This window comes from Croceitalea marina, assembly GCF_042684265.1.
GTDB classification, from domain to species: Bacteria; Bacteroidota; Bacteroidia; order Flavobacteriales; family Flavobacteriaceae; genus Croceitalea; species Croceitalea marina.
Genome location: NZ_JBHULB010000005.1, coordinates 196,504 through 213,634, shown reverse-complemented (window position 1 = coordinate 213,634; position 17,131 = coordinate 196,504). Strand labels below are relative to the sequence as shown.

16 protein-coding genes are annotated in these 17,131 nt (G+C 35.6%); 14 read left to right on the top strand and 2 right to left on the bottom strand.

Annotated features, from left to right (window positions below; all coding sequences use genetic code 11):
- Window positions 1-58 precede the first annotated feature (58 nt).
- The 13 genes from ACFSQJ_RS01935 to hisIE all read left to right on the top strand — a co-directional run bounded on the left by ACFSQJ_RS01935 (window position 59) and on the right by hisIE (window position 14,518).
- On the top strand, window positions 59-3,019 hold the full coding sequence (locus tag ACFSQJ_RS01935; RefSeq protein ID WP_377765102.1) for a M16 family metallopeptidase: 2,961 nt from the start codon (window positions 59-61) through the stop codon (window positions 3,017-3,019).
- 85 nt (window positions 3,020-3,104) lie between these two features.
- Window positions 3,105-3,851, top strand: coding sequence for a 3-oxoacyl-[acyl-carrier-protein] reductase (fabG, locus tag ACFSQJ_RS01930; RefSeq protein ID WP_377765100.1), 747 nt, complete (start codon window positions 3,105-3,107; stop codon window positions 3,849-3,851).
- 27 nt (window positions 3,852-3,878) lie between these two features.
- Complete coding sequence (locus tag ACFSQJ_RS01925) at window positions 3,879-5,909, top strand: VWA domain-containing protein (protein WP_377765099.1); 2,031 nt, start codon at window positions 3,879-3,881, stop codon at window positions 5,907-5,909.
- Window positions 5,910-5,921: 12 nt separating this feature from the next.
- A complete protein-coding gene (locus ACFSQJ_RS01920; RefSeq protein ID WP_377765098.1) occupies window positions 5,922-6,737 on the top strand; it encodes a prohibitin family protein in 816 nt (271 codons plus the stop codon).
- Between the two features lie 198 nt (window positions 6,738-6,935).
- The gene (hisG, locus tag ACFSQJ_RS01915) at window positions 6,936-7,793 is read left to right on the top strand and encodes an ATP phosphoribosyltransferase (protein WP_377765097.1); all 858 of its coding nucleotides are present in this window, start codon (window positions 6,936-6,938) and stop codon (window positions 7,791-7,793) included.
- Window positions 7,793-9,079: a histidinol dehydrogenase gene (gene hisD / locus ACFSQJ_RS01910; RefSeq protein WP_377765096.1), complete on the top strand. Its 1,287-nt coding sequence runs from the start codon at window positions 7,793-7,795 to the stop codon at window positions 9,077-9,079. Before hisG ends, hisD begins: the two co-directional genes overlap by 1 nt.
- Before the next feature lies 1 nt (window position 9,080).
- On the top strand, window positions 9,081-10,127 hold the full coding sequence (gene hisC, locus ACFSQJ_RS01905) for a histidinol-phosphate transaminase (RefSeq protein WP_377765094.1): 1,047 nt from the start codon (window positions 9,081-9,083) through the stop codon (window positions 10,125-10,127).
- Complete coding sequence (hisB, locus tag ACFSQJ_RS01900; RefSeq protein WP_377765093.1) at window positions 10,124-11,263, top strand: bifunctional histidinol-phosphatase/imidazoleglycerol-phosphate dehydratase HisB; 1,140 nt, start codon at window positions 10,124-10,126, stop codon at window positions 11,261-11,263. Before hisC ends, hisB begins: the two co-directional genes overlap by 4 nt.
- Window positions 11,260-11,838 (top strand): imidazole glycerol phosphate synthase subunit HisH, encoded by a 579-nt coding sequence (gene hisH, locus ACFSQJ_RS01895; protein ID WP_377765092.1) that lies wholly within the window; start codon window positions 11,260-11,262, stop codon window positions 11,836-11,838. The genes hisB and hisH overlap by 4 nt, the downstream gene beginning before the upstream one ends.
- 3 nt (window positions 11,839-11,841) lie before the next feature.
- A complete protein-coding gene (gene hisA, locus ACFSQJ_RS01890) occupies window positions 11,842-12,570 on the top strand; it encodes a 1-(5-phosphoribosyl)-5-[(5-phosphoribosylamino)methylideneamino]imidazole-4-carboxamide isomerase (protein WP_377765091.1) in 729 nt (242 codons plus the stop codon).
- Window positions 12,570-13,082 (top strand): DinB family protein, encoded by a 513-nt coding sequence (locus tag ACFSQJ_RS01885; protein WP_377765089.1) that lies wholly within the window; start codon window positions 12,570-12,572, stop codon window positions 13,080-13,082. Before hisA ends, ACFSQJ_RS01885 begins: the two co-directional genes overlap by 1 nt.
- On the top strand, window positions 13,082-13,837 hold the full coding sequence (hisF, locus tag ACFSQJ_RS01880) for an imidazole glycerol phosphate synthase subunit HisF (RefSeq protein ID WP_377765087.1): 756 nt from the start codon (window positions 13,082-13,084) through the stop codon (window positions 13,835-13,837). Before ACFSQJ_RS01885 ends, hisF begins: the two co-directional genes overlap by 1 nt.
- 84 nt (window positions 13,838-13,921) lie before the next feature.
- Complete coding sequence (hisIE, locus tag ACFSQJ_RS01875; RefSeq protein ID WP_377765086.1) at window positions 13,922-14,518, top strand: bifunctional phosphoribosyl-AMP cyclohydrolase/phosphoribosyl-ATP diphosphatase HisIE; 597 nt, start codon at window positions 13,922-13,924, stop codon at window positions 14,516-14,518.
- 33 nt (window positions 14,519-14,551) lie between these two features.
- Here hisIE and ACFSQJ_RS01870 read toward each other — a convergent pair whose 3' ends face one another.
- Window positions 14,552-15,274: a LytR/AlgR family response regulator transcription factor gene (locus ACFSQJ_RS01870; RefSeq protein WP_377765085.1), complete on the bottom strand. Its 723-nt coding sequence runs from the start codon at window positions 15,272-15,274 to the stop codon at window positions 14,552-14,554.
- 5 nt (window positions 15,275-15,279) lie between these two features.
- Complete coding sequence (locus ACFSQJ_RS01865; RefSeq protein WP_377765084.1) at window positions 15,280-16,380, bottom strand: sensor histidine kinase; 1,101 nt, start codon at window positions 16,378-16,380, stop codon at window positions 15,280-15,282.
- 251 nt (window positions 16,381-16,631) lie between these two features.
- Here ACFSQJ_RS01865 and ACFSQJ_RS01860 point away from each other — a divergent pair, with 251 nt between their 5' ends.
- Window positions 16,632-17,129, top strand: a complete 498-nt coding sequence (locus tag ACFSQJ_RS01860) for a hypothetical protein (RefSeq protein ID WP_377765082.1) — start codon at window positions 16,632-16,634, stop codon at window positions 17,127-17,129.
- Window positions 17,130-17,131: the final 2 nt, after the last annotated feature.

Genomic DNA, 17,131 nt, shown 5'->3' with positions numbered 1-17,131 from the left:
GTGAACCATTAGTTGTTTTCAATTGATGGTTTTTTTATGACTAATCAAAAAACGGAAAATGAAAAAAACATTCTTATTTACTACATTATTACTGTTAGTGTTAGCAGGTTGCAAAAAACCGACTGCAGAAGACACATTTGAAGTAACAACAAATACAGATGAAAATGGCTTTACCTATGAATCTGTTTCAAATGACCCAACGGGCTTACGACTTTATACTTTAGAAAATGGTTTAAAGGTCTATTTAAGTCAAAATAAAGCAGAGCCAAAAATTCAAACCTTTATTCCCGTTAGGGCAGGGTCTGTTTATGATCCGGCTGACAACACAGGTCTTGCGCATTATTTGGAGCACATGGTCTTTAAAGGTACCGATGAGATAGGTACCCAAGATTGGGAATCAGAAAAGGTGTTATTAGATTCTATATCCAATTTGTATGAAATGCATAAAGCAGAGGGTGATTCTGATAAAAAGAAAGCTATATACAAACAAATCGATGAAGTTTCTAATGCAGCCTCAAAACTATCGATTGCCAATGAATATGATAAAATGGTAAGTTCTCTCGGGGCAGAAGGCACTAATGCGTGGACATGGCATGAAGAGACCGTGTATGTGAATAAAATTCCAAGTAATGGCCTAGACAAATGGTTACATGTTGAAAGTGAACGTTTTAGTCAATTAGTTTTAAGAATATTCCATACGGAGCTAGAAGCAGTATATGAGGAATTTAATAGAGGTCAAGACAGCGATTTTAGAAGAGCTGCTTATGCTATGAATGACGCCTTGTTTCCAAAGCACCCCTATGGTCAGCAAACAACTATTGGTGTTTCAGAGCATCTAAAAAATCCTTCAATGGTGGCCATTCATGACTATTTCAACAAGTATTACGTGCCTAACAATATGGCTATTATTTTAGTGGGTGATATTGATTTTGACGATACTATAAAAAAGGTAAATGACACTTTTGGCAAGTTTGAATATAAAGAAGTCAACCACCCAGAGCGCCCAACGGAAGACCCACTGCAAGGTATAGTTGAACGCGAAGTTTTTGGTCCTGAAAATGAAAGAGTAAATATTGCTTTTAGAGGGAAAGCAATGGGAAGCGAGGATGAAATAAAAGTAAATCTTATTGATATGATCCTCAATAATTCTACGGCAGGTCTTATCGATTTAAACTTGAATAAAAAACAATTAGTTCAGGGCGCGGGCTCGTACACGCAGTTTTTGAACGACTATGGGATGCATATTTTTTATGGCAACCCAAAATCTGGCCAGACTTTAGAAGAGGTAAAAGACCTAATCTTAGGTCAAATAGATGAAATTAAAAAAGGAAACTTTGAAGAATGGCTTATTGATGCGGTGATAAATGATTTAAAACTAAGTCAAATGCGTAATTATGAAAATGCATCTAATGTTGCCTATGATTATGTAAATGCGTTTGTTCACTTTCAAGATTGGAAAGATAGAATTAGCATGTTTGATAAGATGAAAAAAGTTTCTAAGCAAGAGCTTGTTGATTTCGCAAATTCATATTACGCCGATAATTACGTTGCAGTTTATAAAAGACAAGGGGAGGTGAAAGATTTGGTGAAGGTTGAAAACCCTGGTATTACCCCTATTGAATTGAATAGGGATAAAAAATCAGCCTTTGTTGCCAATTTTGAAAAGATGGAAACTCCTGGGCTCAAGCCTAGTTTTATAAACTATCAAGAAGCTATTGAAACCGTTGATTTAGATGGTGGGCAAGAGCTTGCTTATGTTCCTAATAAGCTTAACGATTTGATGGAGATGAACATCATATTTGATATGGGCAGTGATCATGATAAAAAATTAAGCTTAGCCGTTAACTACCTGAAATATTTGGGTACGGATACCATGACTCCAGATGAAGTTAGCCAAGAGTTCTATAAGCTTGGGGTTGATTACGGTGTCACTGCTAGAAATGATCAGACTATACTTTATTTGAGAGGGCTTAGAGAAAATTTAGACAAGGGTTTATCGTTACTTGAAGGCCTGTGGGACAATGCTAAGTCTAATCAAGAAACATATGATAAATATGTCTTATCAATAGCAAAATCTCGTGAGGACACAAAGACGGATAAGGGTCAAATACTTTGGAATGGATTGTATAGTTATGGCGTTTATGGAGAAAATTCTCGTCTGAGAGATATTTTTACTATCGCCGAGCTAAAAGCAATGAATCCTGAAGAGCTTGTTAATGTTGTAAAAGACTTAAAGAATTATAACCATCGCTTTTTCTATTACGGTAAAGATTTGGAGCAGGCAAAATCTGCAATAGCCAATAATCATAAAGTAGGCGAAATAAAACCATATCCAGAACTAAAAGAATATGTCCATAAAGAGACAGGTGACAACGTCTATTTTGTGAATTACGATATGGTACAGGCAGAGTTATTATTTTTATCCAAAGGGGATACTTTTGACCCCAAGCATATGGCTGTCTCACGTTTGTTTAATACGTATTTTGGTAGTGGTCTTTCTTCAATTGTTTTTCAAGAGTTGAGAGAATCAAAATCTTTGGCTTATTCTGCGTTTGCCAGTTATAGTAATGCGTCAAAAGCAGGTGACCCTAATTATACTTACGCCTATATTGGCACACAGGCCAATAAATTGAATCAAGCGGTTGAATCAATGTTGGAATTAATGAACAATATGCCAGAAGCAGAAGATAATTTTAATTCGGCCAAAGAAGCTACATTGAAGAAATTGGCTGCAGAAAGAACGGACAAAGCAAATATCTTTTGGAGTTTTGAAAGAATGAAGAAAAGAGGAATTACCGAGAATAATAAGGAAGAGATATATAACAGTATTAAAAATATGACACTTGCAGATTTGTCTACCTTTTTTAATGAAAATATCAAGAATGGAACCTACGATGTAATGGTTGTAGGCAATAAAAATGATGTAGATGTCAAAGCATTGGCCAAATTGGGTGAGGTACAAGAATTGGATGTAGATTATTTATTCAACTATGAAACGCCAATGCCCATTAAAGATTAATTTGTAATATCGTTTAAAATAAATAGAACCCTGCTTTTTGCAGGGTTCTTATATTTTTATATTTGTTATCTAATAGCTTACGTATATGAAACTCTTACAAGACAAGAATGTTATTATTACTGGTGCGAGCCGAGGAATTGGGATGGGAATTGCAAAAGTCTTTGCAGAACATGGGGCCAATGTTGCCTTTACCTATAGTTCAAGTGAAGCCCCAGCTTTAGCCTTGGAAAAAGAGCTTTCTGGTGCTGGGGTTAAAGCCAAGGCATATAAAAGTAACGCGGCAAGTTTTGAAGATTCAGAAAAGCTGGTTGCTGCTGTTTTGGATGATTTTGGCGGAATAGATGTACTGATTAATAATGCAGGAATTACAAAAGATAATTTACTGATGCGTATGGGTGAAGATGATTTTGATACCGTAATCGAAATCAACTTAAAATCTGTATTTAACATGACTAAGGCTGTACAACGTACCCTTTTAAAACAGCGTAAAGGTTCTATTATAAATATGAGTAGTGTAGTGGGGGTAAAGGGCAACGCTGGCCAGACCAACTATGCGGCTTCTAAAGCCGGTATGATCGGTTTCACGAAATCAGTGGCCTTAGAACTTGGTTCAAGAAATATTCGTTGCAATGCCATCGCTCCAGGGTTTATCGAAACGGAGATGACCGATAAGCTGGATGAAAAAACAGTTCAAGGTTGGCGCGATGCTATTCCGTTAAAAAGAGGCGGTTCTCCAGAAGACGTGGCCAATGCCTGCCTATTTTTAGCTTCTGATTTGTCGGCATATGTGACAGGCCAAGTTTTAAATGTAGATGGCGGTATGCTTACCTAAGGTACTTTTCAAATTTAATATTGAATAATGAAGACTGTTACGGTATTATTGATTTTACTTGCCGCGATAGTCTCGTTATGTCTGGTATTATTTCAATATTTCTACCGGGGCAAAAAGGGAAAACTTCAAATTGTACTTGGCTTTTTGCGTTTTGTGGTTTTATTCTCTGGTTTTCTATTGCTAATTAATCCTAAATTCATAAAAGAGGAGTATAGCATTGAAAAAGCAAACCTAATAGTTGTTGCAGATAACTCTTCTTCAATAAAAACTCTTGAAGGCACTGAGCTTATATCTAATAGTATTACCCAATTAAAGGCCAATGAAGCTCCGTTGAACAATTTCAATAGTAGTTCTTACTTATTAGGAAATCGGATCATTGAAGGCGACTCTTTGACTTTTGAAGATAAAACAACTAACATTTCAGAAACTTTAAACAGTTTAAATGAGATTTATGGAGACGCTAGCAGTGCTCTAGTGTTATTGACAGATGGTAATCAGACTTTAGGTTTAGACTATGAGTTTCTTAAATTGGATGAGAGAATTCATGTTTTTCCTATTGTCGTAGGTGATACAACCGCTTACGAAGATTTGAAGGTTGATCGTGTGAATGCCAATAAATACGCTTTCCTTAGAAATAAATTCCCAATTGAAACAAGTATTTCATATTCAGGCAGTCGTTCGGTAAGTTCTAATGCTAAAATTTATCTAAATGGAAAACTAGTTTTTAAACAGCCAATTAATTTTAATAAGAACAAGACTAGTGCTAGAATAGAGACCGTATTAGAGGCCAACAGTGTTGGTGTGAAAAATTTAAGTATACGTATAGATGCATTGGAAAATGAAAAAAACACCATCAATAATAGCAAAGAAATTGCATTGGAAGTTATCGATGAGAAAACCAACATTGCCTTGGTAAGTTCTATTTCACATCCAGATATCGGGGCATTAAAAAAAGCTATTGAAGCCAATGAACAACGCGAAGTAAAGGTTATAAAACCCAATAGCAGTATCAATATACTTGAGAATAATGATGTGTTTGTACTATATCAACCAAATTCAAGTTTTAAGCCCGTATATGATTTTATTGAAAAGCGTGGGGCGGGTTTATTTACCATTACAGGTAGTAAAACCGATTGGAATTTTTTAAACAAAATTCAAACTAGTTTTTCAAAAGATAGTTATAATCAAAAAGAAGAAATACGTCCTGTAAAAAATGCCGCATTCTCCATTTATGATATTTCTGAATTGGCATTTGACACGTATCCACCTTTAGACAGTGAATTGGGGGACTTAATTATTACAAAGCCTTACGAAGCCATAGCCAATCAACGTATTAAGGGAGTTGATTTGAATTCCCCATTATTATTAGTGACCAGCGAAGATCAGGCTAGGGAAGCAGTTCTTTTCGGAGAGAATATTTGGAAATGGCGTGTGCAGACCTATAGAAATGATAGGAGTTTTAAAACCTTTGACGATTTTATGGGCAAGTTAATATTTTACTTGTCCGATGTAAAACAAAAAAGCAGATTGTCTATCAGCTATGAAAACCTGTATGATGGTAGTACCAATGCAAAGATATCTGGCTCTTATTTTGATAACTCCTATACTTTTGACCCTAACGCCAGTCTCAATTTGAAACTGACCCAAAAAGATTCCGGTTTTTCTAGGGAGTTTCCAATGTTGCTCAATGGAAATAAGTATGATGTAAGTTTAGATGGTCTAACATCGGGTAATTATCAATTCTCTGTTTCCGTCGCCGAAGAAAATTTATCAAAATCCGGACAGTTTACAATTCTTGATTTTAATCTAGAAGATCAATTTTTAGCCGCTGATTATCAAAAACTTGATCGCTTTGCTGAACGAACTGGTGGTCGATTGTATTTCCCTGATCAAATTGGTTCGCTCATAGAAGATTTAACTAAAGACAATAGATTTAAACCTGTTCAAAAAAGCAATCGAAATGTAGTATCTTTAATCGATTTTCGCTATTTGTTGGCACTAATGGTACTAGCCTTAGCAGCGGAATGGATGATAAGAAAGTATAACGGATTATTATAAAAACAAGAACACATGGATAGATTACCAAAAATTGCCTTACCCGCGGTTTTCATTATTATTTTATTAATTATTCTAATTTCTAAATCGGCGGTCACCATAGGCTCTGGTGAAGCTGGAGTACTATACAAAACTTTTGGCGGTGGTGTAGTTACTGACAAACCACCTTTAGGAGAAGGATTTCACATTGTAGCACCTTGGAACAAGGTGTATGTTTACGAAGTAAGACAACAAGAGTTATTTGAGAAAATGAAGGTGCTTTCTTCAAACGGATTAGAAATTCAAATTGATGCCTCAGCCTGGTATCAACCGGTTGATAAGGAGTTAGGGTTTTTACATCAAAATTTAGGAGAAAATTATTTGGATCGAGTAATTAAGCCTGCGATACGAAGTGCTGCACGAAGCGTTGTGGGGCGTTACACTCCAGAACAATTGTATTCAAGTAAGCGAGATGCCATACAAGATGAGATTTTTGCCGAAACAAAGAAAATTTTAGATAAGCAAAATGTTCAGCTGAATGAGGTTTTAGTTAGAGATGTGACCTTACCGAATACAATAAAAGAGGCTATTGAACGTAAATTAAGGCAAGAACAAGAATCTTTAGAATATGAGTTCCGCTTGGTGACCGCAAAAAAAGAGGCAGAAAAAGTTACGATTGAGGCCCAAGGTAAAGCTGATGCTAACCGTATCTTAAGTGCTTCATTAACCGATAAAATTCTTCAAGACAAAGGTATAGATGCTACTTTAGAACTTTCAAAATCACCAAATGCAAAAGTGGTCATTGTAGGGTCTGGAGATTCTGGTTTACCGCTAATTTTAGGAAATAACTAAAATTTGCTTTTTTGTCTTAAAATTAAGTTTTAATTTTACCGCATAATGAAGACAAGCAATGTACATCATCATATCGTAATACACGCTCAGGCGAGGTAACGATATTTTGTGTATTTCAAAATAGTAAAAACCCGTTTGAGCAATCAAACGGGTTTTATTTTTTGACCTTTTTGGTTGTTCGGATATTAAAATTTAGAAATGACTAAGATTAGAATTGCTATTCAAAAAAGTGGAAGGCTTAATGAGGATTCCCTTAAAATTTTAAAGGAAGCCGGCATTTCCATTGATAACGGTAAAGATCAATTAAAGGCAACGGCCCGTAATTTCCCATTAGAAGTATTTTATCTAAGAAATGGTGATATACCTCAATATTTGAGGGATGGGGTAGTAGACATAGCTATTATTGGAGAAAACGTTTTAATTGAAAAGGGAGAAGGTATTACAATTTCTGAACGTTTAAATTTTTCGAAATGCAAAGTCTCTTTGGCAATACCTAAAACGGTGGCCTATAATTCGGTCAAGGATTTTGAAGGAAAGCGAATAGCCACTTCATACCCAAATACAGTTAAAAAATATCTTAAGGATAAGGGAGTGAATGCTGACTTGCATATTATCAATGGTTCTGTCGAAATTGCTCCAAATATTGGTTTGGCCGATGGCATTTGTGATATAGTTTCTAGTGGAAGTACACTTTTCAAGAATAATTTGAAGGAAGTAGAAGTAATGCTAAAAAGCGAGGCTGTTCTTGCGGTATCGCCTAAAATAAGCGAAGAACGAGAGTTACTTCTTAATAAATTACGTTTCCGATTACAGTCCGTTTTACGGGCAAGACAATCGAAATATGTATTACTTAATGCGCCTAATCCCAAACTTGATGAAATCTTGGCGTTATTACCCGGTATGCGTAGCCCAACGGTTTTGCCGCTTGCCGAAGAAGGTTGGAGCTCAGTACATACAGTAATTGATAAAGATACTTTTTGGGAAGTCATAGACGAGTTAAAAGCGGCAGGTGCAGAGGGTATCTTGGTTTGTCCAATCGAAAAAATGGTGTTGTAATGAATACGATTTACGATCCAAATAGAAAAGAGTGGTCAACACTTTTAAAAAGGCCAACACAATCTTTTGAGGATATTGAGGGTATTGTTGGCAGTATTTTTAATGAGATAAATGAAAATGGCGATACGGCTGTCGAAAGATACACTCAAAAATTCGATGGCATAAAGTTGAAAGACATGTTGGTCGCTGCTATGGAGTTCAGTAATGCCGAAGACCAACTCGCTAAAGAACTCAAAGATGCCATAAATTTGGCCAAATCAAATATTGAAGCGTTTCATAAAGCGCAGGTGTCAGAGAGAATACAATTGGATACTATGCCGGGCGTGACCTGTTGGCAAGAAAAACGACCAATAGAAAAGGTTGGTTTATACATTCCAGGTGGCACAGCACCTTTATTTTCTACAATATTGATGCTCGCTATTCCTGCTAAAATTGCGGGATGTAAAGAAATAGTTCTGTGTAGTCCTCCAGATAATAACGGCAATCTAAATCCTGCCATTTTATATACTGCCAAATTATGTGGTGTAGATAAAGTTTTCAAGGTCGGTGGTATTCAGGCTATTGCAGCGATGACTTTTGGTACAGAAAGTATTCCTCAAGTGTATAAAATATTCGGACCTGGCAATCAATATGTGACCGTTGCCAAACAATGGGCTACCAGATACGGAGTCGCTATAGATATGCCTGCTGGGCCTAGTGAATTATTAGTGGTTGCAGATGATTCTGCCAATGCAGCTTTTGTTGCATCTGATTTATTGAGTCAAGCAGAACATGGGGTGGATAGTCAAGTGATCTTGGTTTCTACTTCAAAGGAAATGATTACAAATGTAGAGGATGAAGTTATCAAACAATTGAAAGCACTTCCACGGAGAGATATCGCTGAAAAAGCGATAGAAAATAGCAAATTGATTTATGTCGAAGACGATGAAACAGCTTTGCAACTTATTAATGCATATGGTCCAGAACATTATATCGTTTGTGTGGAAAATGAAGACTTCTATATTAAGAACACAATGAACGCCGGTTCTGTATTTATTGGTAATTACACCCCTGAAAGTGCTGGAGATTACGCTTCGGGAACTAATCACACCTTACCGACCAATGGCTACGCAAAGCAGTATAGTGGAGTTAATTTGGATAGTTTTTTAAAGAGCATGACCTTTCAAAAGATAACCAAACAGGGAATTCGGAATTTAGGTAAGACTATTGAACTAATGGCAGAAGCAGAAGGGCTACAAGCGCATAAAAATGCAGTGACCTTAAGATTGGAAAGCTTAAAAGATTAAGATGGGTTTTAAATTAGAAAGATTAATTAGAGAAAATATCAGAGGTTTAAAGCCTTACTCTTCTGCACGCGATGAGTTCGTTGCCTTGGGTGCGGATATGATTTTTTTAGATGCCAATGAGAATCCTAATGCTAACGGTGTTAATCGGTATCCCGACCCGCATCAAAGAAGTCTTAAAGCGGTATTGGCCAATCAAAAGGGCATAAAAGAATCGCAAATAGTACTAGGCAATGGAAGTGATGAAATTTTGGATTTGTTGTTCAGGGCTTTTTGCGAGCCAAGTAAAGACAACATAATTACATTGCCGCCAACATATGGCATGTATAAAGTATTGTCAGATATAAATGTGATTGAGAATTGTGAAGTTTTGCTTAATGAAGATTTTCAACCTGATGTGAAAGCCATTTTATCTAAAGTTGATGCGCATACCAAATTGTTATTTTTATGCTCGCCGAACAATCCTACTGGTAATCTTATTCAATCTGAAAAAATAGAAACTATTCTTAATGAATTTCAAGGCTTGGTTGTCATTGATGAGGCATATATAGATTTTGCCAATACTGAATCTTGGATTTGCAGATTAAATGAGTTTCCAAACTTAGTAGTTACCCAAACACTTTCAAAGGCCTATGGTATGGCGGGTATACGATTGGGCATGTGCTTTGCTTCTGAAGAAATCATAACAATACTTAAGAAAATAAAACCTCCGTACAATGTTAACGAATTAACGCAAGAGCGTGCTTTAATCGGGATTATCAATGAAAAAAAAGTATCAAATCAGATAAGCGCAATTTTGAATGAGAGGAACAAGTTTAAAGAGACTTTAAAAGAATTCAACCTTGTTCAAAAGGTATTTAAGAGTGATGCTAATTTTGTTTTAGTAAGAGTTGACGATGCCAAAATGCGCTACGGTCAATTGTTAGATAAAGGTATTGTAGTTAGAAACAGAAGTTCACAGCCAATGTGTGAAAACACCTTGCGTTTTACCATAGGGACGAGAGAAGAGAATAAAAAGCTATTGGCAGCACTTAAAGAACTGGATTTATGAGTAAAAAAGTATTATTTATAGATAGAGATGGAACCTTGGCTTTAGAACCGCCAATTGATTATCAATTGGATAGTTTTGAAAAACTAGAGTTTTACCCTAAAGTCTTTGGTTATTTAGGCAAAATCGCCAGAGAGATGGATTATGAATTGGTAATGGTTACCAATCAAGATGGCTTGGGTACGGCTTCATTTCCTGAAAACACTTTTTGGCCAGTTCACAATTTCATTATAAAGTCTTTTGAAAATGAGGGAGTGGTTTTTAATGAAGTACTTATCGATAAGACTTTTCCTCATGAGAATGCAGATACTAGAAAGCCAAAAATAGGATTACTATCGCATTATCTGACAGCCGATTATGATATGGCAAATTCTTTTGTTATTGGGGATCGGTTAACAGATATGGAGCTTGCCAAAAATTTAGGTGCAAAAGGTATCTTTATTAACGATAAAGCACATTTAGGAACTGACGAATTAAGTATTTCTGAGACTGACCTTTCTGACTATATCGCTCTGGAAACCAATGATTGGGGCAAGATTTATGATTTTTTAAAACTTTCAACTCGTATCAGAAAAATCCACAGAAAAACGAAAGAAACTGATATCAAGATTGAACTCAATTTAGATGGAACAGGAGAAGGAACTATTAAAACTGGACTGGCATTTTTTGATCATATGTTAGATCAATTGGCAAGACACGGCCAAATGGATTTAAAAATTCATGTAGACGGTGATTTAGAGGTTGATGAGCATCATACCATAGAAGATACGGCAATAGCTCTGGGTGAAGTTTTTCATGATGCTTTGGGTGATAAACTGGGTATTGAAAGATATGGTTTTTGTTTGCCTATGGACGACTGCTTAGCTCAAGTGGCTATAGACTTTGGAGGTAGAAACTGGCTTGTTTGGGATGCAGAGTTTAAACGTGAAAAAGTAGGTGATATGCCAACGGAGATGTTCTTTCATTTTTTTAAATCATTTACTGATGGTGCTAAGGCAAATCTGAATATAAAAGCTGAAGGTACCAATGAACACCATAAAATAGAGGCAATATTCAAGGCCTTTGCAAAGGCGATAAAGGTCGCCGTAAAAAGGGATGTTGATAAAATGGTTTTACCATCGACAAAAGGGGTTTTATGAATTTAGTAATTATAGATTACGGTGCTGGCAACATTCAAAGTATCAAATTTGCCTTTCAACGACTTGGTGTTGATGCTGTTTTGACGAATAATTCAACGCTTATTAAGGAAGCTGATAAAGTTATTTTTCCAGGAGTTGGAGAAGCAAGTAGTGCCATGAAAAAGCTGAATGAAAGTGGGTTAAATAAATTGATTCCAAATTTAGAGCAACCGGTTTTAGGTATTTGCCTGGGTATGCAATTGATGTGTAATTCATCTGAAGAAGGCACTACTAAAGGGTTAGGAATTTTTGATGTAGATGTAATAAAGTTTAACTCTAGTTTGAAAGTTCCACAAATTGGATGGAATAAAGTTGAGAAGCTCAAATCAGCACTATTTGAAGAGTTGGACAATGATTTTATTTATCAGGTACACAGTTACTATGCTCCAATTACCAAAGAAACAATAGCTACTTGTAATTACGGGATTGATTATAGCGCCGCGTTACAAAAAAGTAATTTTTATGGAACCCAATTTCACCCTGAAAAGTCTGGTGAATATGGGGCTAAAATTCTTCAGAATTTCTTGAATATTTAAGTTATGAGAATTATACCGGCCATTGACATTATAGAAGGTAAATGTGTTCGCCTATCGAAAGGGGACTATAACACCAAAAAAGTTTATAATGAAAACCCTGTAGAAGTAGCAAAGGAATTTCAAGACCATGGAATCCAGTATTTACACTTAGTTGATTTGGATGGGGCGAAGGCCAAACACATTGTAAACTATAAGGTTCTAGAACAAATTGCAAGTAAGACCAATCTAAAAATTGATTTCGGAGGTGGTTTAAAATCTGATGATGATTTGCGTATTGCCTTTGACAGTGGTGCAGGGCAAATCACTGGCGGTAGTATTGCGGTGAAAGATAAAGAATTATTTACCGGATGGATAACCCAATATGGTTCTGATAGAATTATTTTAGGAGCAGATGTCTTGGACGAAAAAGTGGCCATTTCCGGTTGGCAAGAAGAGTCTAAAGAAGAGTTGCTGCCTTTTATTGACTACTATCTCAGAAAAGGAATACAGTATGTGATTTGCACCGATATTTCGAAAGATGGCATGTTAGAAGGTCCCTCTTTCGACTTATATAAGAAGATTCTAAAAGAAACCCCTAACGTAAAACTAGTTGCATCTGGTGGTATATCGACTTTTTCGGAGCTACCGAGACTAGAAGAAATCGGTTGTGAAGGTACTATTATAGGAAAGGCGATTTATGAAAATAGAATTAGCCTAAAGCAATTGGAAACTTATATCTTAGAAAATAACTGATGGAAGAAATAATAAGAGAAGAGTTTATTCAAAATGCCATATATCGTTTAGATGAAAGTACTCGAATGAATACAATTTCATTAGAACAACTTTCAGAGGAGGATATTTGGAAACGTCCAAACGAAAACCTGAATAGTGTTGGTAACCTAATTTTACATTTGTGTGGTAATATGAGCCAATATATCATCTCATCTTTAGGAGAGACAGAAGATACCCGAAAACGAGATATTGAATTTGATACCATTTCTGGTTTTAATAAGAAGGAGCTACAACTAATGCTAACCGAAACTGCGGAAAAATCCAAGAGAATTATCAATGATGCTTCACTTGCGCAATTGGTCAGAAAAAGAAAGGTACAGGGTTTTTATTTTTCAGGAATTGGGGTTGTACTTCACGCAGTTGAGCACTATTCATATCATACCGGCCAAATCGCGTTTTGGACCAAGCAATTGAAAAATAAGGATTTGGGCTTTTATGACGGAATTGATTTAAAAATAAAAAACGATAACTAGTGCTTGCAAAACGAATCATTCCATGTTTGGATATTAAGGACGGAAGAACGGTCAAAGGAGTCAATTTCGTTGACCTAAGAGATGCTGGAGATCCAATAGAATTGGCACAACGCTATGCAGAAGAAGGTGCAGATGAACTGGTGTTCCTAGATATATCTGCAACGGAGCAAAAAAGAAAAACCTTGGCAGAATTGGTATATAAGGTAGCTGAGAAACTAAATATTCCTTTTACTGTTGGCGGAGGAATTTCTTCGGTAGAAGATGTAGATAGATTACTAAAAAATGGTGCGGATAAAGTGTCTATAAATTCTTCGGCGGTTAAAAATCCCAACTTAATAAATGATCTCGTGGCCAAATTTGGTTCGCAGTGTATTGTAGTTGCTATCGATGCCAAACAAATAGATGGTGAATGGAAGGTGCATTTAGTAGGTGGTAAAGTGCCCACAGAGCTAAATCTATTTGATTGGGCTAAAGAAGTGGCACAAAGGGGCGCAGGGGAAATTTTGTTCACTTCTATGGATAATGATGGTACAAAAGACGGTTTTGCCAATGAAGCCTTAGCCAAGTTGTCTACAGAACTAAATATTCCAATAATAGCTTCTGGGGGTGCTGGAACAGTAAAACATTTTATGGACACTTTTAAAAAGGGTAAGGCTGATGCTGCATTGGCAGCTAGTGTTTTTCATTTTAAGGAAATTGAAATTTTAGATTTAAAGAACGAATTGGAAAAGGAAGGGATTCCTGTAAGAATATAACTGAGTGTCACATTGAGCACAGTCGAAATGTTTAGAAACGTAAATGGTCTTCGACTGCGCTCAGACTGACATAAGAAATAAATTATGAAAATAGATTTCACAAAAAATAGTGATGGGTTGGTGCCGGCAATAATACAAGACGCTCAAACAAGAAAAGTTTTAATGCTTGGCTATATGAACCAAGAAGCTTTTGATAAAACACAAGAAACCCAAAAAGTGACCTTTTATAGTCGTTCTAAAAAACGTTTATGGACCAAAGGGGAGGAGAGTGGAAACTTTTTGAAACTAGTAAGTATCAAAAATGATTGTGATAATGACACCTTGTTAATTATGGCGAATCCATCTGGCCCAACTTGTCATACTGGAACAGATACGTGTTGGGGCGAGGAAAATATAGCCTCTTTTGGTTTTTTGTCAATACTGGAGGACACCATTGCTAGTCGTAAAGCAAATAAGGATGACGAAAAAAGTTACGTAGCCTCTCTTTTTAGAAAAGGAATCAATAAAATAGCCCAAAAAGTAGGCGAAGAAGCCGTAGAAACCGTTATTGAAGCTAAGGACAATAATGATGAGTTGTTTTTAAATGAAAGCGCTGACTTGTTGTTTCATTATTTGATTTTACTTCAAGCCAAAGGATTTACATTTAGTGATATTGTCAAAGTTTTGGAGTCTAGAAGTTAATCGACAGCTATGGAATAGTAACATTTAAAATCATTATTTCTTAAATACTGACCTCTTAAGCACTACTTTATGAACATTTTCTTTGTAGTTACGACTTAAAGGAATGGTTGCCATAGTAAGCTTGATTCTTGTTTTTTCTAGTGTCATGATTTTATCAATGGCGACCACGAAGGATTTATGGACTTGTATGAACCTTGAAGTTGGTAGCATATCCCAAATATGCTTCAAAGGCATCAATGTCATATATTTTTGTTCCCTAGTGTGAAAAACAACATAGTTTTGCTGTGCTTGAATATATTCCAAATCTTCTATTTTAATCTTTTCGTAGACATAATCGCATTTTATAAAGAAATAAGTGTTATCAATTTGCTTGTGTGAAGTTGAATCTCCTTTGGTGGTAAGTTGAAAATAGTCTTTAGCTTTTACGGCTGATTTGTGGAATCTGGCAAAAGTAATAGGCTTAACTAAATAATCTAGCACATCCAACTCAAAGCTTTCTAAAGCATAGCTCGAATAGGCCGTTGTTAAAATTACCATGGGTCTATTAGCAGTGTTTTTTAGATAATCAAGCCCTGTCATTAATGGCATTTGAATATCTAAGAAAATAAGATCTATAGTTTGTTTTTCCGATATCTTATGAATTTCTGTAGGGTTGGCTCCCTCACCAATAAAGTTCAAAAAATCTACTTTTTGCAGGTAGGCTTTAATACCCTCACGGGCTAAAGGTTCATCATCGATTACAACACAATTTATCATGTCGATTAAGCTATTTTAATATGCTCTTGCGTTGCTTGTTTCATTGCTATTTCCAATGAAATAGCAAACTCTTTATTAGATTTTAAAACCTCAAGTTTATGATGATTTGGGTACAACAGCTCTAATCTACGTTTTACATTTGCAAGTCCAATTCCTGAAGATTCTGCCGTATTAGAAAGACTAAGCCCTGGTTTACTATTGGAAACATTTAATACTAATCTGTTATCCTGAATCTTTAATTCAATGCTAATCCAATTTCGTAAATCGGTAGAATGTGATACGTGTTTAAAGGCGTTTTCAACGAATGGCATTAATAAGAATGGTGCTATTCTATATCCATTTGTATTAGAACTTTCAATGGTTACCTGCAAATCAAGATGCGATAAATCTAATCGCAAGGTTTCCAATTCAATATAATTTTTGAGGTAATTCACTTCTTGGGTCAAATCGATTTCAGGTTCATTGCATTGATACAATTGATAACGCAATAATTCAGAAAATTTGGCCAATGATTCGGATGCCATATCTTGATTTTTATGAATCAAAACAAAGATGGAATTAATAGTATTGAACAAGAAGTGTGGATTATATTGAGATCGTAAAAATTTCAATTCGGTTGTCAAATTTTCTTTTTCAGCAGCATTACGTCTCTTTTCTGAAGAAATCCAGTTTTTGGTTAATTTGATACTCATGGCCAAAGTCATACTGGCTAGAGTAGAAGGTAGCGCGTTGGTTTTAAAAAGTTGGAAAAATTCTGTAGGAGCTATTTTAAAAAGTTCTTCAAATGGTATGCCGACTGCAGCTGAATTTACAAAATACCCACCAATGATACCGGCAGAAGTTAATAATACGGTAAGCAATAAGGCTGGTATATAGATCCAATAGTTCCCCTTCTGTAAAAATTTTGGAATTAAATAATAGAGATTAAAATATACTCCAAAGGCCTGCATTAACACATAAAAAAGAAACTTTATCGAGTAATTCGAAAATAGAATATTTTGGGCCGCTTCAATAATACTACCACTAGTTAAAGACCACCAGAAATAATGATATAAAAACCAGAATATTAAATGGTACAATTTGTACTTGACTATATATGATACCATTGACTTTGTCATAGTGCGTTTCGAAACAATTAAAAATACTTAAAATAGCATCATAAATGATTTCCATAACAACTTGAATTGACAACAGGTATGAAATAAATGATGAAATACAATCTTTAAATTTATCACTGTAGATAGGCCTTTCGTAGACCGACAATATCTTCTCGTCAATAATTTGTGGTTCATTGGCAATATCATTTTAAAAGAGTTTTTTCTTCTGTTTTCTTTGATACAAACTAATACCAGTTATTATGAAAATAAATTCTACGATTACCACCGTCCAAACTATTTTATTCGGTTTGAGTCTTTTCTTCTGCCATTCCCAAGAGAAAATACCAAATGATGAAGTGGTAAAACAAATTGAAACTAATGGGCTAGCTGTTCGAGAGGCCTTTAAAAAAGGGGATATAGAAACTATAAAGCTGTATCATCATCCAGATGTTGTAAAGGCACTGGGATATAACAACCTTAGAATTGGCCGTGAAGCTGTTTTAGATGGACTTAGGGAAACCATGGCAAATTTTGATTTAGAGTTTATAGGTGAACGTGATGAAGAGCTATTTCTACAGAAAGGAGATTTGGTGATAAAACAAATGCTTTTTGGACTCAGACTTATTCCTAAAAACGGTGATAAACCATTCATTTTCCGTGGTAGAACTTTGGTGATTTTACAACAGTATGATGAAAGTCCTTCGGGTTGGGCTACCATTCATGAAATCATTCAACCCTATGAAGAACCTATAAATTAGAA